The sequence below is a fragment of the Paenibacillus sp. FSL R5-0887 genome (assembly GCF_038002305.1).
Taxonomy (GTDB): domain Bacteria; phylum Bacillota; class Bacilli; order Paenibacillales; family Paenibacillaceae; genus Paenibacillus_AQ; species Paenibacillus_AQ odorifer.
In genome coordinates this window covers 177,933-201,475 of record NZ_JBBOCE010000001.1, presented here as the reverse complement: position 1 = coordinate 201,475, position 23,543 = coordinate 177,933, and the positions used below count along the sequence as shown (strand labels likewise).

Annotated in this window: 16 protein-coding genes; 1 reads left to right on the top strand and 15 read right to left on the bottom strand. The window is 44.4% G+C overall.

The window, feature by feature from the left end:
- Nucleotides 1-31: 31 nt before the first annotated feature.
- The 14 genes from MKY14_RS00830 to MKY14_RS00770 form a co-directional block, all read right to left on the bottom strand.
- Nucleotides 32-1,897 carry a WD40 repeat domain-containing protein gene (locus tag MKY14_RS00830; protein ID WP_340975549.1) on the bottom strand — a complete coding sequence of 622 codons (1,866 nt, stop codon included), beginning with the start codon at nucleotides 1,895-1,897 and terminating at the stop codon, nucleotides 32-34.
- On the bottom strand, nucleotides 1,894-2,961 hold the full coding sequence (locus MKY14_RS00825) for a zinc-dependent alcohol dehydrogenase (protein WP_076301258.1): 1,068 nt from the start codon (nucleotides 2,959-2,961) through the stop codon (nucleotides 1,894-1,896). The genes MKY14_RS00830 and MKY14_RS00825 overlap by 4 nt, the downstream gene beginning before the upstream one ends.
- Nucleotides 2,962-3,025: 64 nt before the next feature.
- Complete coding sequence (locus tag MKY14_RS00820; protein WP_340975547.1) at nucleotides 3,026-3,904, bottom strand: carbohydrate ABC transporter permease; 879 nt, start codon at nucleotides 3,902-3,904, stop codon at nucleotides 3,026-3,028.
- Between the two features lie 67 nt (nucleotides 3,905-3,971).
- On the bottom strand, nucleotides 3,972-4,937 hold the full coding sequence (locus MKY14_RS00815) for an ABC transporter permease (protein WP_081383132.1): 966 nt from the start codon (nucleotides 4,935-4,937) through the stop codon (nucleotides 3,972-3,974).
- Nucleotides 4,938-5,043: 106 nt separating this feature from the next.
- Entirely contained in the window at nucleotides 5,044-6,702 is a 1,659-nt protein-coding gene (locus MKY14_RS00810) for an extracellular solute-binding protein (protein WP_076301260.1), read from the bottom strand.
- Nucleotides 6,703-7,162: 460 nt separating this feature from the next.
- Nucleotides 7,163-8,575 (bottom strand): extracellular solute-binding protein, encoded by a 1,413-nt coding sequence (locus MKY14_RS00805; protein WP_340975543.1) that lies wholly within the window; start codon nucleotides 8,573-8,575, stop codon nucleotides 7,163-7,165.
- A 202-nt stretch (nucleotides 8,576-8,777) separates the two neighbouring features.
- Nucleotides 8,778-9,980 carry a collagen-like protein gene (locus tag MKY14_RS00800; protein WP_340975540.1) on the bottom strand — a complete coding sequence of 401 codons (1,203 nt, stop codon included), beginning with the start codon at nucleotides 9,978-9,980 and terminating at the stop codon, nucleotides 8,778-8,780.
- A 284-nt stretch (nucleotides 9,981-10,264) separates the two neighbouring features.
- On the bottom strand, nucleotides 10,265-10,918 hold the full coding sequence (locus MKY14_RS00795; RefSeq protein ID WP_076278613.1) for a deoxynucleoside kinase: 654 nt from the start codon (nucleotides 10,916-10,918) through the stop codon (nucleotides 10,265-10,267).
- Nucleotides 10,915-11,538 carry a deoxynucleoside kinase gene (locus MKY14_RS00790; RefSeq protein ID WP_076278612.1) on the bottom strand — a complete coding sequence of 208 codons (624 nt, stop codon included), beginning with the start codon at nucleotides 11,536-11,538 and terminating at the stop codon, nucleotides 10,915-10,917. Before MKY14_RS00790 ends, MKY14_RS00795 begins: the two co-directional genes overlap by 4 nt.
- Before the next feature lie 492 nt (nucleotides 11,539-12,030).
- Entirely contained in the window at nucleotides 12,031-13,167 is a 1,137-nt protein-coding gene (nspC, locus tag MKY14_RS00785; RefSeq protein WP_076125019.1) for a carboxynorspermidine decarboxylase, read from the bottom strand.
- Between the two features lie 10 nt (nucleotides 13,168-13,177).
- Complete coding sequence (locus MKY14_RS00780) at nucleotides 13,178-14,377, bottom strand: saccharopine dehydrogenase family protein (protein ID WP_036679313.1); 1,200 nt, start codon at nucleotides 14,375-14,377, stop codon at nucleotides 13,178-13,180.
- A gap of 224 nt (nucleotides 14,378-14,601) precedes the next feature.
- Entirely contained in the window at nucleotides 14,602-14,910 is a 309-nt protein-coding gene (locus MKY14_RS30750; RefSeq protein ID WP_445669860.1) for a DUF5808 domain-containing protein, read from the bottom strand.
- Between the two features lie 125 nt (nucleotides 14,911-15,035).
- The gene (locus MKY14_RS00775; protein WP_340975536.1) at nucleotides 15,036-16,529 is read right to left on the bottom strand and encodes a stalk domain-containing protein; all 1,494 of its coding nucleotides are present in this window, start codon (nucleotides 16,527-16,529) and stop codon (nucleotides 15,036-15,038) included.
- Between the two features lie 43 nt (nucleotides 16,530-16,572).
- Nucleotides 16,573-17,574 carry a DUF4830 domain-containing protein gene (locus MKY14_RS00770; RefSeq protein WP_340012277.1) on the bottom strand — a complete coding sequence of 334 codons (1,002 nt, stop codon included), beginning with the start codon at nucleotides 17,572-17,574 and terminating at the stop codon, nucleotides 16,573-16,575.
- A gap of 304 nt (nucleotides 17,575-17,878) precedes the next feature.
- Here MKY14_RS00770 and MKY14_RS00765 point away from each other — a divergent pair, with 304 nt between their 5' ends.
- Nucleotides 17,879-19,756: an LTA synthase family protein gene (locus MKY14_RS00765; RefSeq protein ID WP_076220704.1), complete on the top strand. Its 1,878-nt coding sequence runs from the start codon at nucleotides 17,879-17,881 to the stop codon at nucleotides 19,754-19,756.
- 68 nt (nucleotides 19,757-19,824) lie between these two features.
- Here the strand turns inward: MKY14_RS00765 and MKY14_RS00760 are convergent, their stop codons facing one another.
- Nucleotides 19,825-23,427: an S-layer homology domain-containing protein gene (locus tag MKY14_RS00760; protein WP_340975532.1), complete on the bottom strand. Its 3,603-nt coding sequence runs from the start codon at nucleotides 23,425-23,427 to the stop codon at nucleotides 19,825-19,827.
- Nucleotides 23,428-23,543: the final 116 nt, after the last annotated feature.

The following is a 23,543-nucleotide window of genomic DNA, read 5'->3' as shown; positions in this document are numbered from 1 at the left end:
CCACCCTTCTCCAAGGATAGTGCTGCCTCTTCTATTGCATGCGATACAATACCGTTGTTCTTGCAAAATACAGGTCACCCTTACGATCCATCGTCAGCAATCTTGCCTCATCATCCAGTACTTCAAGCTCTTCCCGCTTCACATCAAACTTGAACAATCGATTCATCGACACGCCATATAACATGCCATCCTTGTATAGCAGTTCATTGCCACTACGCCAAAAATGAGTCACAACCGTCCAATCCATTGAAAATAAAGAGTAGGTCTGCACGGTACACTTCAGCTGTGGATCGAACCGAAACAGAAGTCCCGCCGTCAAGCCCCACAGATTACCTTCATCATCTAGTACCAAAGCAGATATTGCCCGTTCCCCTTGCACTGGAACCCCTTCCCATACCTTGCAACGATGCTGCAAATCCCAGATCAACAAAGATGCATCCTCTCGCTGCGGCGCAATTCCAAGCCCACCCCATACGGACCCTCCAGCGAACAGCAGCTGATCCCGGCTAGTTAAGGACACTATACTCTGCAGCGGCAAAAGATTTTTGAACACTTCTCGCGCACCGCTCGCAGGATGATAGAAAGTAAGTGCACCTCCATGTCGACCGTAGGCAGGAACCGTTCCGATTGCCAATTGATCGCCCGCCCAAGTCCACGCAAAAGGACGATCCTGCTCTTCTTCCTGAAGGGAGAACAATAGCTCTGGATTGTCACCCGGCTTCCATTCTCGACTCAGATCATATTTGTAAATATTTGCCCTAGGGTATACTCCTAAATAAAGACAGTCGTCCCCAGCAAGCATGCCTTCTGTCTGCCCAATCCCCCGATAAGAGATTAACTCAGCACTAGACGTATCAAATCTGGCTAACCCGCCTGCAAAATAACCTCCAATATATAACGCATCGTCAGGCCCGCGGGTCATGGATTGCAGATAAAGCGGCTGACCCTGTAGCCCGAAATCCATAACCCTATGTTGATCAGTATCCGGGTCGTAGATCCAGCAGCTTCCATCCCTATACACACCGATTAAACATTGGCCCTTCGAATTTAGCGGATGATTATGGAGCCAACCATAATCTCCCGCAGGCTCCGACATAGCTAACGAGGTAACAAATAAACTCCCTGTCTGAAGATCATATCGCTGCAAATAATCATCTTTAATAAAGTACACATTTCCTTGCTCATCCGGGGAGGAAACACTTAGTCCACTTACACGCTCCAGAACGTCGCCCCACTCCTGCTGTTCCAGATCATAAATGTACAAACGTGCAGACGGTGTGACTCGGGCAAACAACTTGCCATGAATGATATTTAAGTCATAGACCAGCTGTTCACCACAGCATTCATCAGGCAGCCCAATTTCTGAGCGGCTCCCCGTCTCTGTATCCAGCACAACAATATGTGGGGACTGGGTACCCACACCCACATAGAGCTTACCGTTCCACACCTCCATCGAGCGAGCATATTGCTCCCCGCTCACCATAACACCGTAATCCCTGAAGATTCCTGTTACTGGATCATACTGAAATACTTTGCCACCAGGATAACAACCTCCATAGATCCTGCCTTGCTCATCTGCCGCCAGCCGCCAGGTATAGAATTCGCCGGGAATCATCTCCCCAAGATTCTCCACACCCCTATCATGGGTGTATCTGTACAAGATGCCACTTCCCCCGATGTATACCCCGCTTGCCGTTGACACTACGCCCCAGCAATGATCGGATCCTTCAAGCGCATATCGTCCAGTGGTCTTCTCACCGCTGGGGTCCAGGACAAATAAAATACAAGGGCTTCCAGAAGAAACCGCGTAAACCCACTCTGTTCCTTGCCATGAACCGTAAGCTGAAGCCCATACCGCCAAACCATGAAGTGGCTCACCGATCCGAAATGCCTTCATCGGCTCCCGCCTTTTTCCGTCAGTTGTTGTTCCTTGCCAACTATTTCTGGTATAGAAACTGCCGCAGGATAAGCTAACACCGCTCCCAGCAAATCCACTGGATCCTCGGCATAACGCCGAAAGGCCTCTTCGCATCGCTCAACCGGGAACACTGCACTAATCAATGGTTTCACCTGAATGTCCCCTTCGGAGATTAACCGAATATATTCTGCCATATTACGACCTTCTGTCCATCGAACGTAGCCGTAAGGGTAGTCCACCCCCTGTTGCTCATAAACAGGATCATATCTTCCAGGGCCGCCAGCCCTAGAAATTAGAACTTGAGCTTCCTTGCCGAACATCAGCTCACGCGAGAAATCCGGTTTAATATCGCCAACTAGCAATACCTTGCCGCGATCCCGTACCCACTTCAGCGCTTGATCGATCAGTTCTCCAGTCTTTCCACCCGCGCATACGATGACTGCATCAGCACCCATATCCGCTGTCAGGTTAACGAGATGCTCTTCCACCTGCGCGGGGCTAGTTGCGATATGCCTAATTCCTAGGCTCTCAGCCACCTCGCAGCGTTCCGCAAGCAGATCATAAACGATCACCCGGCATCCTGCGGCTCTGGCAATCTGCGCAATCAACTGCCCAAGAATTCCGGCACCGATCAACACAAGCGTCTCCCCAAACTGCAAGAGAACCTGCCTTAATGCATGTATTGCAATAGCTCCAAGCCCTACAGTCGATGCCTCCTCTGAACTGATATGATCAGGAATAGGCACCATCAGATGCTGAGGCATCAGCAGCCATTCCGCATGTTTTGCATAGGGTCCACCGTAGCAAGCTACCCGAAGTCCTTCGGGCCAATGTTCCATTCCTTTTCCCCGCGTTCGAATTACACCTGCCGCACTGTATCCAAGAACAATCTGATGGGTTCGCTGCAGGCCATTCATCATCATTTCCGTTCCGGGGCTAATTGCCGAATATTCAGTCTCCACCAGTACAAATCCATCTTCTATAACAGGTGTCCGAACATCCGTCATACGAATCTGTCCTTCTTGAGATACTACCGCCTTCATACGTTTTCTCCTCCCGGCTGCTTTAGAAACGATACTGTCACAAGCAGCATCTTCTCTCTGGCTGTTACTCTTTCAGAGCACCGATCATGACACCTTTAACGAAATACTTTTGCAGAAATGGATAGATCATCAGAATCGGAACGGTAGCAATGATAATCGTAGCGAATTTAATAGATTCACTGATACGAAATACCTCATCCTGAGTGACGCCTGCCAGCATATTTTGAGCAGAGGATTGAATCAGAATCTCTCTCAAAATCAGCTGTAGCGGGAATAAATTTCGATCCTGTAAATAAATCATGGCTGAGAACCAGCTGTTCCAGTGGCCAACCGCATAAAAGAGAGTCATCACAGCCAGAACCGGCATGGAGAGCGGAAGCACGATCCGCAGCAGGATTCTGAAATCATGGGCGCCGTCTATTTTGGCAGACTCGATCAGGCTATCTGGGATAGACTGAAAAAAGGTCCGCATCACGATCAAATTAAAAGCACTAACCGCACCCGGCAACAGGAGTGCCCATCTCGTGTCATACAGCCCAAGCTCTCGAACATTCAGATACGCCGGAATTAGTCCACCACTGAAAAACATCGTAAACACAATGAACGCCATAATAATATTTCTGCCTTCCAGATTTTTTCTGGACAGCGGATAAGCACCAAGTGTCGTTAATACCAGATTAATCAGTGTTCCAACAAGAACATAAAAGAAAGTATTTCCGTAAGCTGTCCAGACCCGCTCATCCTCAAATACCAGCTTGTAAGCATCCAGATTGAAACCAATCGGAAGGAAACTTACCTTCCCCGCAGCAATAGCATGTGCGTCACTGAATGAAGAGACTAGCACGTACCACATCGGGTACAAAAACAGGAATGAACACAAGATCAGAAACAGCACATTGCAGCTGTCAAATATGATTTCACCAAGACTGCGTTTCACAACCATTGTCTACCCTCCTAAAGCTATACTGCCTTAATCCAGCTTCAGCATATCTCGCTTTGAATACAGGTTATTACCATAGGCTACTTTCGGTTGTTTTACGGCTGATGCGATTCGCTATGACTAATAATGTAAAGTTAATCACGGAATTGAATAATCCAACCGCCGCAGAAAAGCTATAATCCGCCTCCATTACACCTCGTCTATAAACAAATGTCGAAATAACATCCGCGGTCACGTACGTTCCGGGATTGTAAAGCAATATTATTTTGTCCCAGCCCACATTCAGCAAGGTACCCACATTCAAAATTAAGAGAATTAGCACCGTTGGCAGAATTCCCGGCAGCGTAATATGAATAAGCTGTTTCCAGCGTCCCGCCCCATCGACAACTGCAGCCTCATACAAGCTCGGATTAATGCCGGATAATGCAGCTAAGTAAATGATCGAATTCCAGCCGAGGCTCTGCCACATGCCAGAACCCACATAAATCGTCCGAAACCATTCCGGCAAAATCAGGAACTGAATAGGTTCAGAAATGATGCCGATGCCTAGCAGCAGGCTGTTAATAATCCCACCAGGCTTAGTGAAATCAATAATCATCCCGCAGATTACGATCAGTGAAATAAAATGCGGCAGATAAGACACGGTCTGAAGAAAGGACTTGAGTTTCTTAAGGCGGAGCTCATTGAGCAGCAAAGCAAAAGCTAGTGAAGCAGGAAAAATGAAGATTAGTGAGAAGAAACTCATTAGGAAGGTATTTTTAAGTAGTCTGAGAAAATAATAGCTTTCAAAAAACTTCTCGAAATTCTTGAAACCCACCCAAGGGCTATCCGCGATTCCCAAGTAAGGATTGAAATTCTTAAAAGCAATGATCGCACCATACATTGGCTTATATTCAAAGATCAGAAAATACAAAACGGTAGGGAGCAGCATGAGGTACAGGTAGCGATTAGAGGCTATTCGTTTCCAGGAAATCGAGCTCATCTTGCCCAGAGGTTTCCCGCTTTTAACTTTGGCGACTTTTACAGGTACAGCCATAAAGTTCTCCTCTCCCGGACACTGGCGTTAGTCATAGCTGTCCTGTGGCGAGCGGTCACCTAAATTACTCAGAGCCGCTCGACACGACAACCTCTCACAAGCTGAGTTATTTACCTTTAAATCTCTCGTAGGCCGTCTGATATTCTTTCAGCACATCGTTAATCCCCATTTTCTCCAGCTGCTTAATTACTTTGTCGTAGTCTTCGATCTTTTGGCGCCCCATGATCAAGGCATTGGCCGTTTCTGCAACATAGGTCTGGATATCAGCCATCAATGGAACAACAACGTCATTTTCTTCGGTCGTGAATTGTACTGGAGGCAATTTGCTATCAAAATCAATATAGTCGCTATAAAGCTCTAATGGATTCTCCGTCTGTCCGTTCGCTTCCCGGATTTGTTGAGCATATCTGGTATCGGCTACCGTAGCCCAGCTTCCACCGCCGATGGTATGGTTCAACAATTCTTGTGTATTCGTCAACCCATTAGTGGGGTGAGTTACTTCTTTTTTATAGATAGGCTCTCCGTTCACTAGATCGTAGGACTTGCCTTCAACCCCAAAGTTGTTGAGCAGAATCCCTTCCTCTGAGTATTGATAGTCCAGCCATTTGATCACTTCTTCAGGATGCTCAGTTCTTGAGGAGACGGCCAAACCGTGTGCTGCTGCCTGCCAGCGGAAAGAGACATGACGTTGATCACCATTGGGTCCTTTAGGAGGAATTGCGGGTGCTATTTTGAAGGTTGGATGTTTCCCTTCCATCAGGGTTGTAAAGTTCCCCATATAGGAGCCAGACCAGCCAAACCAGGCGCCAGCTACATCCGTGGTCACTTTCTCCGTCAGTGTCTGGAATGTGGTATCTACCAAATAGTTCGGGTCGAGTAATTGTTCATCGTATAGACGATGCAGGTAAGTTACGACATCCTTAAATCGTGGATCATTTGGGCCATATTTTACTTGCCCATCCTCAACGAAGAAGCCGTAATCAACGCCAAATGCAGGAGCAAATAACATCATGATATTCTCCAGATTGACCGTAACAAGAGGGATTTCATCCTTAGCACCATTTCCGTTGGCATCCTGCTCCCTGAACGCCTTAAGCATGTTGTACCAATCGTCTGTGGTTTCCGGCATAGACAGACCCAGCTTATCGATCCAGTCTTTCCGCACTTGCGGGAACATTTGAGTGAGATCTTGTGAATCAAGAACGAGATTAGGCAGGTAAAAAATGTGGCCTTCAGGCGAGGTGATTTGTCCCCGAATATCCGGGTTGTCGTCGAGGATTTTTTTAAAGTTTGGCGCATGCTTTTCAATCAGATCTTCGAGTGGAAGAAGCGCGCCTTGTGTGCCATATTTTCCGGAATCCGTGCCCCACAAGTCATTGTAGATAATGTCCGGCAACTTCCCCGATGACATTAACAGACTGAAGGCTTCCGCACTGGCTTCCGTACTATGTTGAAAGTCGATATGAATGTTTGTGTTCTCTTCCATTTGCTGAAAGGATAATTTCTCATTAAAATTAGTTCCCCTGAAATTACCACCGCTAGGCGACCAGAGAGACAGATCCAATTTGTCTGAAACAATCGGGAGCTGCAGACCCCCTACTGTTGTACCTTCCTTAGCGGGCGCTGGCGTAGATTTCTGAGCATCCGCAGTAGGGTTTGCGCTATTGCCTGCATTACTGTTCGAACTGCCGCAAGCAGATACGAGTATGACCAGTACTAAGAGGACAGGAAACAGCAGAACTAACTTCCTTTTAGCAACATTCATAATTCAACCCCCTATTAATAACTAAAAATAAGATAATCATTATGATATATTCACTAACATCAAGAAGAAGGAATCAACGATACATCAATAAATTTTTAAATGAATAATCCTACTGTAAATAACCTTTAATAGGGTATATCCTCCTTTCATTGGCCCCTTTTCTACTTAGAATAGACAAAAACAAGCACACTGACTTCTTTTTGATTTACAAATCAGAGTTTCAGACTTCTTTTGCATTTAATCTGATATACATCTGATGTATTTTATTATATTTTCCAGCCTGCATGCTGTCAATATAATAATAAGAAATATCTCTAATATGTGTAATCTTATATGACATGTACCTGTCGTAAAATGCAGAAATCCATCAAATTTAATAGAAAACGCTTACAAAAAACATTTAAAAAAATGCGTAATCATGGCATAGTAGTACCATAATCACGCCATAACATTTATTCACTTATGAATCCCTTTCGGCCGTACTATCCCGCTCAGATATCAATACACTTAGTTCCTCATGAAGCGTAGCCTCATCTATCATCTTTGACCAATAAGCATTTAACAATTTACGAAAGCTTTTAAGAACGGCTATGGGAAGCCCTAAATCCTTGAGATATGAAAAGGTTGGAAATAGCTCTCTGTACATCAGATATCTCGAAGGTCGATTCAAATGATCCGTAATGCTCATCTCAGCAATCCGCTTTCGAGCCGGAATACTAACTGTTCGCTCCCGGATGATTTTCTGAGCTTCTGCTGAAGCAAGGAAATTGACGAATTGGCGAGCCGCTTCCTTTTGTCTTGAATTCCCAACCACTGCTGCCCCGATCGTCACTAATAGCGTCTTCTGAGGATCTTTTGTTTTCAGCCTAGGTAATGGTGCGAGATCGTAATCCAGCGTTAAATCTTTGAAATCATTTAAATTAAAAAATGTCGTTAGAATCATCGAAACCTGTTCTTGAACGAACAAAGATATCGTTTCATCTTCATGATTGCCGGCAAGATATTTCGGGAAAATCTGATGGTTGTTCACCAACCGACTATACACACTTAAACTATTAGCCGTCTCCGGGCTAAGTGTACGATGCTCGGCTCCGTCTGCCACAGTTTGAATCCCGCTCTGCAGCAGGAATACAGAATAACGGTTCTCGGAAGCGGGCACAAAATAAATGGCATGGCGTCCACGTTTCTCAGCCAACTGACGAGCCGCATCAATCAAGTCATCCCAGGTCCAGTAGCTATCCGGTTCCGGCAGATCAGCTTCCCGAAAATGTGCCTTATTGTAGCAAAGCACCACGGGGGAGAAAGAAATCGGATAAGCATACAATTGTTCTCCATGATAAAAAGCTTCCGTCGCAATTGGATACAATTCGGGATCCGGATCAAGCGTTTCCAACAATTCCGCCGATCCACTTTCGGCCATTTCCTGAAACTGTGTACTATTCAGTGATACGGCATCGAGCATTCCATTATTAATCATTTCCACAGCAGAATTCACATGATCATAATCATTCAGGGCCAGTGGAAGAATATGAATGCCGGGATGCAGCCGATGAAATTCGCCAATTAGATCATCCAACAGAAAGTCTTTGGTCAGCGACGCACTGCAGCCAAAATTGATACGGATTCTTTCCTGCACAGATTCCATAACCATACTGCCTACACGATCAATTTTAACAATTAGGCCTTCCTGTACAAGCACATCCAGCCCTCTTCTAACCGATTTATTACTTAGTTCAAATTGCTTCGCTAATGTACTCTCAGCTGGCAGATAAGCACCTGGCTGTAGAATTCCACTCAGAATATCCGTACGAAGCTTTCCAATCATATGATCCAGTCGCTCTCGGAAGGATTGACGACCTGATTTATTATTCATGTACAATTCTCCCTAAAAAAATCAAATTTACATCATCTCCCTTTTATTTTGCGTCAACTCTGATTTGAAGTCAAATAAAAATACCAGTAGACGCCAAGTAAGGGCAGGTAGCTTGTACATCCTTCCTTTAATTAAACTCATAAGAAAAGCCACCTAATTAGAGGTGGCAAACTTCCAAATTATCTTTAGGTCAGAGCTTTCATTACGCTAATTGTGTAATAACGAGATGTGCTGAAACAGATCTTGTTCCTCCAGCGAGAGGAGTAATAGTAAGTGCAGTAGAGTTACCAGCAGGATTGCGAACGGTCAGGATGGTGTTAATGACCGTTGTTTGCACTATAGCCATTTCTACGATTTGCGATGTACCTGTTGCGCGTCCAACTACGGTATAAGCGAGATCTGCGCCATTAAGAGTCAAGATTAGTTGTCCCGCTTCGGTTACACTAACCTGAAACAACACCTGATAAGTCCCTATTGCCGCTAAATTAAAAGAACTAGGACCTGTTCGTGCAATTGTTGTCCCGCTAGTAGGTCCGTTTTGAGGAAAACTTACGTCTGTGCCCGGTGCTACAGTTGCTGCATTATCAGGAGGCATTAGGGCAAAAAAATCAGCAAAACCTAATACGCCTCCTGTTGCCCCGGTTGCGCCCGTTGCTCCTGCTGCTCCCGGTGCTCCGGTTGCTCCCGCGGCTCCTGCTGCCCCCGGTGCTCCTGCTGCCCCCGGTGCTCCTGCTGCTCCCGGCGCCCCGGTTGCTCCCGTTGCTCCTGCTGCTCCCGGTGCTCCTGCTGCTCCCGGTGCTCCTGCTGCTCCCGGTGCTCCGGCCGCTCCCGGTGCTCCTGTTGCTCCAGCTACTCCCGGCGCTCCCGGTGCTCCTGGTGCTCCCGGTGCTCCCGGCGCTCCCGGCGCTCCGGTTGCTCCTACAAAACCTTGTGGTCCTATAGCTCCTGCAGGACCCGGTAAACCTTGCGGTCCCTGAGGACCTACAACTCCTTGGGCACCCGGAACGCCTTGCGCACCCTGAGGACCAACGGGGCCCGCTACACCCTGAGGACCAATCGCTCCCGCTGGCCCGGGTTCACCTTGAGGTCCTTGGGGTCCCGGAGGTCCGCCGGCAGGTCCTTGAGGTCCTTCAGCTCCTTGGAATCCTCGTGCTCCTTGAGCTCCGGGAATGCCTTGGGCCCCTTGTATTCCTTGGAGTCCTTGTGCTCCTTGCGGCCCTTGCGGTCCTGTAGCACCAACAACTGTCGGAGTAGTAACATTCACTTCTGGTGGAGGACAGGTTACTTTTACAATCTTCTTAATAACCTTTCGGCGATGTTCTTTTCTTTTTCTTTTCGAAGGAAATACAGTGGCGACTTTTTTCTTATGACACTTTTTATCGTCTGGACAACTCAATGCGTACACCTCCCTATAAAGATAGTTCAGTGTACGCATCTTATTAATTTTAGACATGGACCAATAACTAGTTTCTATTAGACTGGAACCTATTTTTATAAAAAAGGGCTAATAAAATAGGAGGTGGCCCTTAAGCACATTACAATGTCCACACCATTTTAATTTACTTTTCGTATTTTATGATTAGGACAACTGACACTTCCCTACTAGGCCCAAATCATAGATTTGGGTCTTTTTTTATGAGCACATAAAAAAACAACCCCCAAACCACGGGAGCTGCTAATCATCAACTATTATATTGTATCAACAGGCTTACGAATGGTGTTGCCTACCTTCGTAAGAATATCCGCCATTGATGCCGAATCATTCACGTCATAATCATCAATGTTCAGTCGGAGCACTGGGCAAGCTGTAAACTCATTGATCCATTTCGAATATCTGCCATGCATATGTTCCCAGTAGGACACGTCCGTTTGTATTTCCATTTCACGGCCACGTTCATTAATTCGCGCTAAAATAGAAGGAAGACTGCCTTCAATATAAATCAGCACATCAGGGTGCGGGAAATAAGGTGTCATAACCATAGCTTCATACAAGCTTGTATAGGTTTCATAGTCTGTCTTGGACATCGTGCCTTGATCCGCATGCATTCTAGCAAAAATACCAGTGTCTTCATAAATCGAGCGATCTTGAACAAAACCACCGCCCATTTCGAACATTTTCTTCTGTTCTTTAAAACGTTCGGCTAGGAAATAAATCTGTAGATGAAAACTCCATCTCTCAAAATCATGATAAAACTTTTCAAGATAAGGATTATGATCAACTTGCTCCAGCGAGGTTTGAAAATTCAACCTTTTAGCCAAAGCACCTGTTAAAGTGGATTTTCCTACCCCCACGGTTCCTGCCACGGTAATTATGGCGTTATCTGGGATGTTATATGGATTCATTTCATTAGCTCCTTTAGGTGAGAGGCAATTTCGACGAAGTGTTCTGGGTTCTCCACGAAATCGACTGCATTTCCATCTATGGTAATAATAACGGTAGACGGCTCTTGAATCGCTAGAGAGGCCATCGCATCATCATAATCTTCTATCAATTGCTGCAAATACGCAGTATCCATATCCCCTTCAAAAGGGCGTCCGCGTTTGGCGATTCTTTTTAATAAGGTATCGAGATCCGCTTTTATATAGAGAATAATATTTGGCTTCGGCAGGTCATCCGTCAGCACATGATAGATTTGTCGATATTTTTCTCGTTTCGTTCCCTTCAGCGTTCGTTCCCCAAAGATAAGGTTCTTATAAATATGATAATCCGAGATCACCGGTTTACCTTTATCTATGTATTGAGTTACTGTATCTTCAAGCTGCTTGTACCGATTACAGAGAAAAAACATCTCCAGTTGAAAGCTCCAGTCATCCATGTTCTGATAAAATTTAGCCAGAAACGGATTCTCATCAACAATCTCCTTAATAATCGGTAAGTTTAATTCCTCTGCAAGCATCGAAGCTAATGTTGTTTTTCCAGCCCCGATCGGGCCTTCCACTGCAATAAACGGTGCATGTTTCATTGATGCTGACTTCCTCCTCAGATACGGACCCTTCAATAACTATTTTTAAAAACAGACTAAATTATTGTATCACATGAGACCTTACTTGTGAGCGGCTAATTATGAAGAAACTTTTCCAGTAATACAAGTATCCAACTGTAAGATAAACCCAATATCAAGAGAAGGATCCTTATGAAAAAACGGTTCGATATCTATCTTCTCCCCACGAGCATGAATCGGACCGAGGAGATTCTATTTCCAAAAAATCGGCTGTTTCAGCATATGATCGGACTCAGTTGCAGCTATTCTACCAAATGCGCCCTAATTATAGTCATTATCCGACCAATAAGAGCTATACAGTCCATAACCTTAGCTAAACGAGCTAATAAACACCAATAGTTGTCATACGGTCCTTTAGCATCACTTCTCTTTTCCTAGATGTAATCACGCTTTCAAAGGACTGGAACCATAGCAAAAAGGTGTCCTGAAGGGACACCTTTTTAGATCATTCTATTAAGATAAACGTCCGCTGAAATCTTCGAAAGCGAACTGTTTGATTACTTTAATTCCCTCTTCGTCATTGTAGCTGACGATAGCTGGCAGATTCACGCCGTTAAACATATGGTTCTTCACCATAGAATAATGCGCCATATCTAGGAATACGAGTCTATCGCCGTATTTCAAAGGCTCCTTGAAGGAATAATCTCCAATAACATCTCCGGCTAGGCAAGTCATTCCACCTAATCTGTACGTATAAGGATATTCCCCAGGTTGTCCAGCATCGATAATGTTCGGACGGTATGGCATAGCCAGTACATCTGGCATGTGGCATTCAGCCGAAGTATCTAGAATCGCAATGTCCATTCCGTTATGCATAACATCCAGAACGGTAGCTACCAAATATCCAGTATTAAGCGCAACGGCCTCACCTGGCTCCAGATAGATTTCCACACCGTAAGTCTCTTTCATATGCAAAATGCAGCGGACAAGGGTCTCCAGATCATAATCGGGACGTGTAATATGATGACCGCCACCAAAATTAAGCCATTTCATCCCTTTGAGATAAGGTCCGAACTTCTCTTCGACTACCTTGAGCGTACGCTCCAGTGTGTCAGAATTTTGTTCGCACATGGTATGGAAGTGTAATCCATCAATCCCCTCAAGCTCTTCAGGTCTAAAGTTAGGGAGAGTTACTCCCATTCTGGAATAATTGTAGCATGGATCATACAGCGGAACTTCAATCTCGGAATACTCCGGATTCACTCGAATGCCGCAGCTGATATGCTTCGGTGCATTTTTCACACGATCCTTGAATCGATTCCACTGGTCAAAAGAATTGAACACAATGTGATCGGAGTATTCAAGAAGCTCATCGAATTCACTGTCCACATAAGCTGGTGCGTAGACATGAACCTCTTTGCCCATTTTTTCATAGCCAAGTCTGGCTTCGAATAAGGAGCTGGAAGTTACGCCATGCAAGTACTTGCCAACTAGCGGATACAAGGAGTGCATAGAGAAGCCTTTTTGCGCGAGCAAAATCTTAGCTCCTGTACGTTCTTGTACAGAATTCATAATCTCAAGATTGCGGGTAAGCAATCTTTCATCTACAAGGTAACATGGTGACGGGACAACGCTGATATCAATATCCATCAATCGCGCCTTAGTCTAGCAGCGTTGGCGAGAAATCTTCTTGCCAAGGCAGACCATGTTTATTCAAAGCTTCCATGAATGGATCTGGATCGAACTCTTCTACGTTGTACACGCCTGGTTTCTTCCAGATTCCTTTTATAATTAACATTGCTCCGATCATTGCAGGAACGCCTGTAGTATAGGAAATGGCTTGGGAGCCAACCTCTGCATAACATTCTTCATGATCGCAAACGTTGTATACATAATAAGTTTTTGGCTTACCGTCTTTAGTACCTTGGATGATACATCCAATGTTAGTTTTACCTTTTGTTCTTGGTCCCAGGGAAGCTGGGTCAGGCAGCATTGCCTTCAAGAATTGCAAAGGAACGATCTCTTTACCTTCGTACATGATAGGCTCGATAGAAGTCATACCCACATTTTCAAGCACTTTCAAGTGAGTCAGGTAGTTCTGTGAGAAAGTCATCCAGAAACGGATCTTCTTCACGCCCTTGATGTTAACAGCCAAGGATTCCAGCTCTTCATGGTACAAAAGATAAATATCTTTAGGTCCAATTTCCGGAAGATCGTAAACTTTCTTCTCAGAAAGTGGTGCAGTTTCAATCCACTCGCCATTCTCGAAATAACGGCCGTTAGCTGTAATTTCACGAATATTGATTTCAGGATTAAAGTTTGTAGCGAATGGATATCCATGATCGCCAGCGTTGGCGTCAACAATATCAATGGTATGGATCTCGTCAAAATAGTGCTTTTGCGCGTAAGCCGTGAATACGCCAGTTACTCCTGGGTCAAATCCACTGCCGAGCAAAGCGGTAAGGCCAGCTTTCTCAAATCTTTCTTTGTAAGCCCACTGCCAGGAATATTCGAATTTCGCTGTATCTTGTGGTTCATAATTGGCAGTATCCACATAGTGCACTCCTGTTGCCAGGCACGCATCCATGATCGTCAGGTCCTGATATGGGAGAGCGACATTAATAACGACATCCGGCTCAAAGCTCTTGATCAGTTCAATGACTTCGTCCGTGTTATCTGCATCGAGCTGAGCAGTAGAAATCTTCGTGCGGCCTCCGGCTAATTTATCTTTCAGAGCGTCACATTTCGCGACAGTTCTGCTAGCAATGCAGATCTCTTCAAATACATCCGGGTTCTGGCAGCATTTATGAACAACAACACTTGCTACGCCGCCAGCGCCAATAATTAACGCTTTTCCCAAAATAAAAACCTCCTAAAATTCCATTTGCAAAATCAACAAGGCTGATTATACATAATATTTTTGAATAAATCAATAAAAACCGACAAAAAATGATGTGTTTTGTGTAAAATCTCTAAGAAATCTTGTTAATACTCTTAAATGCTCATATTTCCTCGATTATCCACGTGTATAGATCAGGTGTTTTGCTGGAACAGAGTGGATTTTCAGAAACTAGGGCAACTAGATTATTCTATCACAAGAGGGTTATACTTCATACGATTTATTTTAAAATCAATGAAAAATCTCACCACCCTTTCAACTCCGCCTAAAGAAGTTCGGTTTCCACACATTCCAATCAACAGCACTGCAGCAAATACAAAGAGGCCGTAATATATACTCTTACCCGTTTTTGTCCCAATATTAATCGTTGTTGCTATGCCCATCCGTTTCGCGACCATAATTGAACGATCATTGGGATAATTATAAGTTGTCCCATTTTTCCAATATTCATCATCATCCGTATAAAGAATCCTCGAAAAGATTCCCGCACACATTCTTCAAAATCGCGTACGCTTTGTTTACGGTCATTTCATTTCCCCTAAATCTTCTGCCTTCCACGCAAAAAAAGCTGAACTCCCCTAAAGGAGAGTTCAACCTAAAGCTTCTAATAAATAGTCACTTATTTATTGGAATTTATTCGAACGGCATAAGCATCTGCATCCCATTCTACCTGCGCCCCCAACATTTCACTTATCAATCTGAGGGGTACATAAACGCTATCATTAATGAAGACCGGTTTTTGATCTGTTGCGATAATCTTTCCATTAACAGTCGTTTGTCCAGTTACCGAATTCAAGATCAGCGTTGTAGATCCCTTCACAGCAACCACAGCTCTCGATGGAACATCCCAACGAACATTAACTCCCATCTGCTCGAAGACTCCTCTTAAAGGAACATATGTCGAATTATTGATTAGTAACGGCGGCATAGTCAGTTCCATTTCATTCCCATTCAACAACACTTGAATAGATTTTTTCACCAGCTGAGGCGTACTCACCTCGATCTCTCTGACCCCCAGACCCGTCTGTCCAAATTCATTTGCCCCCCAGGCAAGGACATGACCATCTTTTAAGAGTACATAATGATTTCTGCTCCCTTTAGAAACGGAAACTGCATTCTGGATGCCTTTAGACTGTGTAACATTAATCTTGTTCTTATCGCCAACCGTCCACTGCCACACGGTCCCATCCGCCTTCACTGCGGAATCTGTTGTCAGCGAAATGACGTCTGTAAGTCCTGGAACCTGAACAGGCTTTAGAGCTTCTCCCAGATATGGATCTATGTAATTATTCCAAATCCATACTGTGCCATCCCATCTCAATGCCGCCCCATAAAGTCCATAGGCTCCATCCATATCAACCGCTCTATATTCTCCGCTTCCTTTAATAAGCGTAGGCTTTAAGATTACGCCCTTCTGAGTTCCCAGTGGTTGCTGTGATCCCCACACCCATACCTCTCCGCCGTTACCAAGAGCCACTGAATTATTCGATCCCGCTGCTATAGACAGGACGGTGGGTAGTCCCTTCACCTGCACCGGGGTTAGCTTGTTTTTCCGCGAATCGTCACCGAGTTCTCCTTGTTCATTGCCTCCCCACGCCCAGACCGTTCCATCTTTAAGAAGAGCTAAGCTAAAGGTGCCCCCCGCAGAAACAGCTTTCACATCTGTTAGCCCTTGCACTTGAACAGGCTCTACAAGAATCTTAGAAGACTGTGTTCCAATGCCAAGTTGTCCATGCTCGTTCCCCCCTACCGCCCACACTGTACCATCGTCCTTCAACATCAAGTTATGGCGATAACCACCTGAGATTTGCTTTACATGATCGATATGCATTTTGACGGGAGTATACGCTGGTGTGGTCGCCCCATTACCAATAGAGCCGTACCCACCACCCCACGCCCAGGCTGTTCCATCCGCAGTGACGGCATACGCACTTCTGTCACCAGCGTCCAGTTGGGTGATGCCAGACAATAATTTCTTTTCTTCAGGTGAATTCACAACATTATCTGCTGCTGCCACTAAGGGTGAGACTATAGTCAGGCAAAGAACAGTCCCGACAACAACTCTACAAATCCGACTTACCTGCACTTTTGACATCAAGCTTTGTTTAAACACTTGAGATCACTCCTTTTATTAAAAATAAAGATAACGCAACAACTCACGGTCCCGTTCCAAAACCTCCAATCTTCCAGCCGTTAGCGTGTTTGTTCAACACTGCGAAGCGAATCTCCCGGCCATCTGGGGTATTGAAGACGGGATTTAGTGATTTCATATACAGATCGACCACAATATTTAACGTTGTGCGATCACCGATGTCTTTAATTTCTAAGCCAGTATCATAATCCATCACTTTATAAGAGGTAGGCTTAGCCTCAACAATACTTTCACTGAGAGCATTTTCACCACCAAAATCCGGGTTATAGAGTTGATGCGTTTGACGGTTAACCGTCAATGCAGTGAGTAAGGCATTAGGATTCAAACATGCGCGGGCACGGGTATGATTACCATCCTGAATAGCCTGAAAGAAAGCATCCAGCAGCTCGAAATGGCCTAATGAGGCTAAGTCACCATTCTCACCTTCCTCAGCAAACAAACCTTCTCTCTCCGTCCACTCCTCAAATGTAAGTCCTGTAATGTCGGTCAAGCTACGCTTCTTAATCGACGGGCCGATACTTTGAATATTAAATTCCAGCCACGCACCAACGGTATTCCCTGATTGCACAAGCAAAACGAGGTTGGAGGGATAAGAAAATTCTTTTTGTTCGCCAGAACCAGGTAAACCATCGACTAAGGAATACCGCTGCACCTCTACCGTGGTCCCCTTCAGCAGTGTCAAATCCAATCCTGCATCTTTAGAGAACTCATTCGCTAATTGCCAGTAAAGTCCCACTGGATACTCCCCCAACTTAACCTCCCAGTTCTGCGGTACCTCAACTGCAAATACCTCCGGATGGCTCTGAACTTTATAATCCAGTGTTTGCAAAAAGTCTTCGGGAATCATAGTTACTTGAGCAGATGTCGGCGTTACCTGTGGTACAGACGTTGAAGCTATAGAGGCAGCAGGTTCCACACCTATGGAGTTCTCCCCTTGATTACATCCAGAGTTTAAGAGTACAAAAAAACAAATCGTTACCATCGTTACAAACTGCCGCTTAGTCATCTGATTCCCGCCTCTCTAATCACTCCTCTATATTTAGACTGAGGAATATTATACAAAGTTGCGGGATACTGGAAATTATTAAAATCATTTTATACGCATAGGACCCTGTAGTTTGGGATTGGCGTTGATTTTACCTGCTTATGCGGCATAAATCGCCTGTTGCTTCGCTCTAGGGCTCTCGTCCACCTTTTGACACTTGTTAACTTCGAGAGCATAATAAGCTTCGGCATATTGCAACGGATTTCCATGAAATACAGGTATATGCAGGACCTTGGTGTAATTGCATCAGAGAGGATGATAACGAGTGAAAAAAGATTTTGATATAAAAAATAAACCCTTCCTAGTCTTTAGCTTCGTCCTGCTGCTAAAATGCGCAGTGGCCTGGTTCGTAGTTTTTAGCGACGGTCCTAACTGGAGCATGCTGCTGACAGAGATCCCATTTTTCTTTATCGTATTTGGACTCATAGAATGGATGGCTTCCAAACGAAAGTTTCTGTATTACATGATAGCCAACCTATTGATTTCAGTCATATATTTTGCCGTGCTAATGTATTACAAATATTACGGTGTAATTGCTACTTATCATGCCTTAGAACAAGCAGATAAAGTAACTAAGGTGGGAGAAAGCACATACTCATTGCTGGACCCTTACTACTTGTTCATTTTTGTGGATATTGTAGTTTTCATGTTTTTTATGTTCCGTCCGAAATATATTGCGATCTGGAAAGAAAGAGGTATGAACCGCCGCATGAACCGGACTGCTTTGTTTGGAATCATCAGTGTTTCTTTGGCGGTCTGTGTCTTTAATGTTTGGCCAAATCATGCCAGTATGAACGAGAACAAAAAAGCGGAGAGTATGGGGATTCTTAATTACGAGGTCTATACTATTTTTGCCGATACAAGGGAAACAGAAGAAATAATCGACAGCAAAGAAATCACGCAACCATCCATTAACGAGACCAAAGGGATTACAGAGCCTGTCTCACCGAAGTACTGGGCGGCAGCTCAAGGTAAGAATCTAATCGTGGTACAAATGGAATCTTTTCAGAACTTTTTGCTGGGCCTGAGCATTGACGGGCAGGAAGTAACACCCAATCTAAATAAGCTTTTGAAAAGCGAACATTATTTCAATAACTTCTATACTAATGCCGGGCAAGGAACAACTTCGGATGCTGAATTTGTAGTGAATACTTCGTTGTACGTTCCTCACCACGAAGTAGCCACTTCATCCAATTATATGGATAAGGCGCTTCCGAGCCTGCCTAAGTTAATGAAAGCTAATGGATATAACACAGCAACCTTTCACACCAATAGCGTAGAATTCTGGAACCGCAAAACCCTATACAAAGTTCTAGACTTTGATAAGTATTATGATCAAGCGTTCTATGGGGATGATGATCATATCGCATTCGGTGCTTCAGATGAGGTACTCTATGCCAAGACTGTTCCAGAATTAGTAAAAATGGATGCTAAAGATGATCCTTTTTACGCGATGGTCATTTCTATGAGTGCTCATCACCCTTATAAAATGCCAGAGTTAAAAAATAAAATGACACTGCCTAAACGGTATGAAGGCACCCTAGTTGGCAACTATATTCTAGCTCAAAATTACGCAGATTATGCAATGGGACAATTCCTGGATCAATTAAAGTCCAGTGGTCTATGGGATGATAGCGTCATTGTCTTTTACGGTGACCATCAGGGTGTATCGCTATATTCCCTTGATGGCAACGAGAAATCGTTAATGGAAGAAATGGTCGGCCACGAATATGGTTATACCGATATGTTCAATGTTCCTTTCATCGTTCATGCCCCTGGTGTAGGTGAACCTGCCGTGTACAGCCAAACTGGCGGTCAAATCGACATTATGCCAACTGTAGCTAACCTGTTAGGGATTTCAATGAAAGACCAGCTCCACTTCGGAGAAGACCTGATGAACCAACAGACCAACATGCTGCCTGTCAGACACTTTTTGCCTACCGGCTCTTTCATTAATGACACAAGCATGTATTTAACTGGTGTCGATTACGACGATGGAGACAACTTTAATCTAATCGATGGCTCAGAAACAGAGGGCGGTTCGACAAAAGAACAATTTGACGCCGTTCAGCGGCTTCTAAATATGTCAAACAGCTACATTCAACAACTGCCGGATTTACCCTCTACGGATGATGCAAAGTAACTATAAAAAAATGCCCCTCAGCCAAATAGCTGAGGGGCATTTTTGTTTTTTTTATAAGAATCTAAAACTTAATTAAGCTTCAACATCCTATCGATAATCACTGCTGCTTGAGCACGGTTGGCAATTTTTTTAGGACCGAAGGTATCCGCAGTCAGACCTTGCACAATGCCTTCCTGTGTTAGTAATGCCACCGCTTCTTTACCATAAGCAGCGATTGTTGCCTGATCTTTAAAGTTAGCCAGAGCGGCATTTGTATCACTTACCGACTTGCCTTTAAATTTCTTAAGTGCATTGGATACAATGATTGCCATTTCCTCGCGTGTAATCGCACGGTTAGGATCAAACTTTCCATTGCCTACACCGTTAATCAATCCGTTCTTGACCCCGGATGCAATGTATCCGTAAGACCAGTCAGAAGCTTTCACGTCACTGAAGGCAGCGGATGATTTCACATCAAGCAGATCAAAAGCTCGCACGATCATGGTAATAAACTCGGCACGCGTCACCTCTTTAAGCGGAGCAAAGGTATTATCGCTCACCCCTTGCAGAATCCCTTTTGCCGCCAGCTCTTTAATCGCCGATGCTGCCCACGCCACCTTACCTAGATCCGTGAAGTTAGAACCTATTGGGGCTGGTGTCGCAGACGGCTGCACAGTTTGAGTTGGAGCTGGCGTTGGTGTTGCAGACGGCTGCACGGTCGGTGCAGGTGTTGATGTTACAGATGGCTGCCACGGTGTCGAAGGTGTCGTTGGCTCTTGTTCATTCACCCCGTTATCCATACCATCCTCTTCAGTCGCCGCTGGAGCAGCAGCATAGATTGAATTGGCAAGCAATCTGAATTGATTTTGCGGATGATATTTATTCATCAGATCATTCGCAAATAACGTCACATGAATGTTGTCTGTATTGTAAGTAAGCGCCAATACTTGGTCTTGTGCAGCCTCGTTATTCGGCCACCAGCCTGCTTTGAAAAAGTCAGCTCCTGATCCGTATTTCGCCAAGATCTCTGCGCCTTCAGGCACTTTTGTAATATAAGCCGCGGAAACCGTGTAGAGGTATTCGCTATCGGCATAAGGCGCTGTAATTACATTGTCCTGAGAGACCTCAGCCTTAAACAATCCCTCATGAGCATCTTCTTTGCCATCCTTATTGACCGGAGTTGAATAGTCCAGCCCAGGGAGGACCTTAAGCCCTTTAACAGTTTTCAGCATCGTTCTTCCATAACCGATAAATGGTTTACCTGTAGCAATCAGATTCGTTCCCGAATTGATTAGAACATCTGCTGCCACTGTATCCGTAGTTACGTTAAATCCAAGATCCTTCAGCATAAATGCAGTCGCTCCTGCAATAGCTACCTTAGGAGCCTTAAGCAATTTACCCGTTCTGTTCTCTGAAGCACTAAACGGCACAATATCCAGCAGATATTTAGACGATACCGTTCTAAGGTTGGATCTGGAAACAAGGAAACTTCCCTTCTCGTAACCCGTCCCCCCATTCTCCAGCAGTGTCACTGCCTTATGGTTGGCTAGCAGCTCATTCACAGCTTTTATCGCATCATTGTTGCTGTTTTTAATCACATAATTTTGCTCGAACGGAGATTGATCCAGATTCGTACTAGGGATCGTTACACTGCTAACCTGTTCTGTTTTCCCAGTGAATGCTCCAACAGAACGGCTAATATATCGGTCAAAACCACGCATAGCCGAGAAATTCTGTACCGTATCTGAATACATCTCATTAAAATCCGAGACATCTAGTCCATCATACAAGACAAGATTCGCATAACCTCTTTTGGCTTGATGCATATTCACCACATAGGTTCCAGCCGGATAGACTACAGAATCTACAGTTACACTGGCTGTTGTCCGTTCTACTTTCACATTGTTACGCAGTAGGTACTGAACCATTTTGTAGGTTTCCAGATCATTTTTTTGCAAATCTTTTGCAACCGGAAGAATGTAATACTCAGGGAAGAAATTCGTATTCTCATCTACCCCTGGACGTCCAATGGACTCATTCTGTGCATTGATTAGATAATCTTTAACAGCAGCATTAGTATTCTCATTTTGGATACCCCGTTTGAAGATTTCCAATTGATTCAGGAACAGTTCCTGCTTGTTGTTGATCACATAATCGGTTGCCCCCAAAGCCGCATAATAAAAGGCATCCAGTGAATCTTCATTCAATTCAGGCACTTCAATCGTATGCCCAAGTGCTCCTTGATGCATGGCATATACAGCTGTGTAGGCTGGTGAAGCATCATCCCAACCTGTTGCATTCGTTCCTTTATAGTTCGGATCCTGTTGTGTTTTTTCGTATTCTTCATAAGGGATATGGTAGGAATCATATTTAGTATTAGCAATTCCCGCCTTCCCCATGGCATTTGCTTGCTCAAGCATACTTGGCATTACAAGATCATATTCAATGTTAGGATCATGAGGTGGTGTGCAAGGCTCAATCAAGAAGCCACTTACAAATCCATGCATGTCCAAAAAGGTAAGCGGCGTCCACTTAGCAATTTGTGCAGTTACCGCTTGTGTCTCAGGCTGGGTCTGGTAAGAGTTGTCCCGATTTGGATCAAGCAGCGTTGAAGTTTGACGCGTGTTTAACGCGCGACCGTCAGGATTCTCTACATAATCAAGCAGGAAAATCACATGGTCAAGCGCTTCGTCGATGTTCAGAACTACCTTTTTCGGATTTCCATTCTCATCAGTGGTATCATAGGTGACAATTTGCTGTGTCATCAGCGTATCCAAAAACTTAATGATTACATCGACACCATTGGCTTCATCGGCATGAATGTTATTCAACCAGATAGGTACCTTATAATCCTGCAGTTCCCCGTCGTTAATTTTCTTTTGCAGGGCTTCAGGATCATTCATCATAAGCGGTAAGGTCTCGTTCAAATATTGATCTACTGAGGACTTATCCTTAGCAACAATAGAGAAATGAATGGCACGACCTTGAGTTGAGGTCCCAATTTGCTGATACTCTACATATCGATCATATTTATTATTGCTGTCAGCAGTAATCCTATCGATCGCCGGTTTAATCTCATCATATGTATGATAGGTTTCATATGGATTTAGTTTGACTTGCTGCTCTACCAGCACATCTCCAGCAGGTAATGTCCCGATTAGATTATAAATTCCCACTCGTTTGACGTACTCTGCACGTATACCCGTTAGTGAGAGATTCTCTCCGTACAGCAAATCAAAATGAATTAAAGCCTTTACTTTTGAACCTGAGATCGGCTCATAGGTCACTGTTACGAAAGGATTACCTGAATAATCTTTCGCATCTTTATTCCATTTCTTCCACTCTGCCAGCGGCTTCATCTCTTCCGCCGTTCTGCCAAAATTCCAGATGATATCTTGAGGCGATGCCCCATCAGGAAGATCTAAAGTCAATTCTAATGTTCTAGCTTCCGTCATAGAAGCTTTGTATACTTCTGTGGAAACTGTCGCCGCTATTTGTTCATAGACAGCAGTCGCTACCGTAGTTTGTTCTGAAGAAAGCACCGCTGGATCAGCTGTGTTCTCCGTAGAAACCGGAGCAACAACTGCCTGCGGGTTAATTTCGGTTGCAACTTCACCTGCATATGCAGCTGGAAGCAGACCCGACATCATAAGTGTAAAAGCTAGTAATAAAGATAGTATTCTCTTGGACATTTTTTACCTCCTATAATTTTGTCTACTTTCACCCCAAATTGAATGAATATACACTTATATGAATCTGTATTCATAACATAATATAGTATTCTATTAATTTTGGGAACAAAAATAAT

What these genes read in the sequence shown, in the direction of transcription:
- MKY14_RS00830 (WP_340975549.1), bottom strand. Translation starts at nt 1,897, where the DNA reads ATGAAGGCATTTCGGATCGGTGAGCCACTTCATGGTTTGGCGGTATGG.
- MKY14_RS00825 (WP_076301258.1), bottom strand. Translation starts at nt 2,961, where the DNA reads ATGAAGGCGGTAGTATCTCAAGAAGGACAGATTCGTATGACGGATGTT.
- MKY14_RS00820 (WP_340975547.1), bottom strand. Translation starts at nt 3,904, where the DNA reads ATGGTTGTGAAACGCAGTCTTGGTGAAATCATATTTGACAGCTGCAAT.
- MKY14_RS00815 (WP_081383132.1), bottom strand. Translation starts at nt 4,937, where the DNA reads ATGGCTGTACCTGTAAAAGTCGCCAAAGTTAAAAGCGGGAAACCTCTG.
- MKY14_RS00810 (WP_076301260.1), bottom strand. Translation starts at nt 6,702, where the DNA reads ATGAATGTTGCTAAAAGGAAGTTAGTTCTGCTGTTTCCTGTCCTCTTA.
- MKY14_RS00805 (WP_340975543.1), bottom strand. Translation starts at nt 8,575, where the DNA reads ATGAATAATAAATCAGGTCGTCAATCCTTCCGAGAGCGACTGGATCAT.
- MKY14_RS00795 (WP_076278613.1), bottom strand. Translation starts at nt 10,918, where the DNA reads ATGAATCCATATAACATCCCAGATAACGCCATAATTACCGTGGCAGGA.
- MKY14_RS00790 (WP_076278612.1), bottom strand. Translation starts at nt 11,538, where the DNA reads ATGAAACATGCACCGTTTATTGCAGTGGAAGGCCCGATCGGGGCTGGA.
- nspC (WP_076125019.1), bottom strand. Translation starts at nt 13,167, where the DNA reads ATGGATATTGATATCAGCGTTGTCCCGTCACCATGTTACCTTGTAGAT.
- MKY14_RS30750 (WP_445669860.1), bottom strand. Translation starts at nt 14,910, where the DNA reads ATGTGTGCGGGAATCTTTTCGAGGATTCTTTATACGGATGATGATGAA.
- MKY14_RS00770 (WP_340012277.1), bottom strand. Translation starts at nt 17,574, where the DNA reads ATGACTAAGCGGCAGTTTGTAACGATGGTAACGATTTGTTTTTTTGTA.
- MKY14_RS00760 (WP_340975532.1), bottom strand. Translation starts at nt 23,427, where the DNA reads ATGTCCAAGAGAATACTATCTTTATTACTAGCTTTTACACTTATGATG.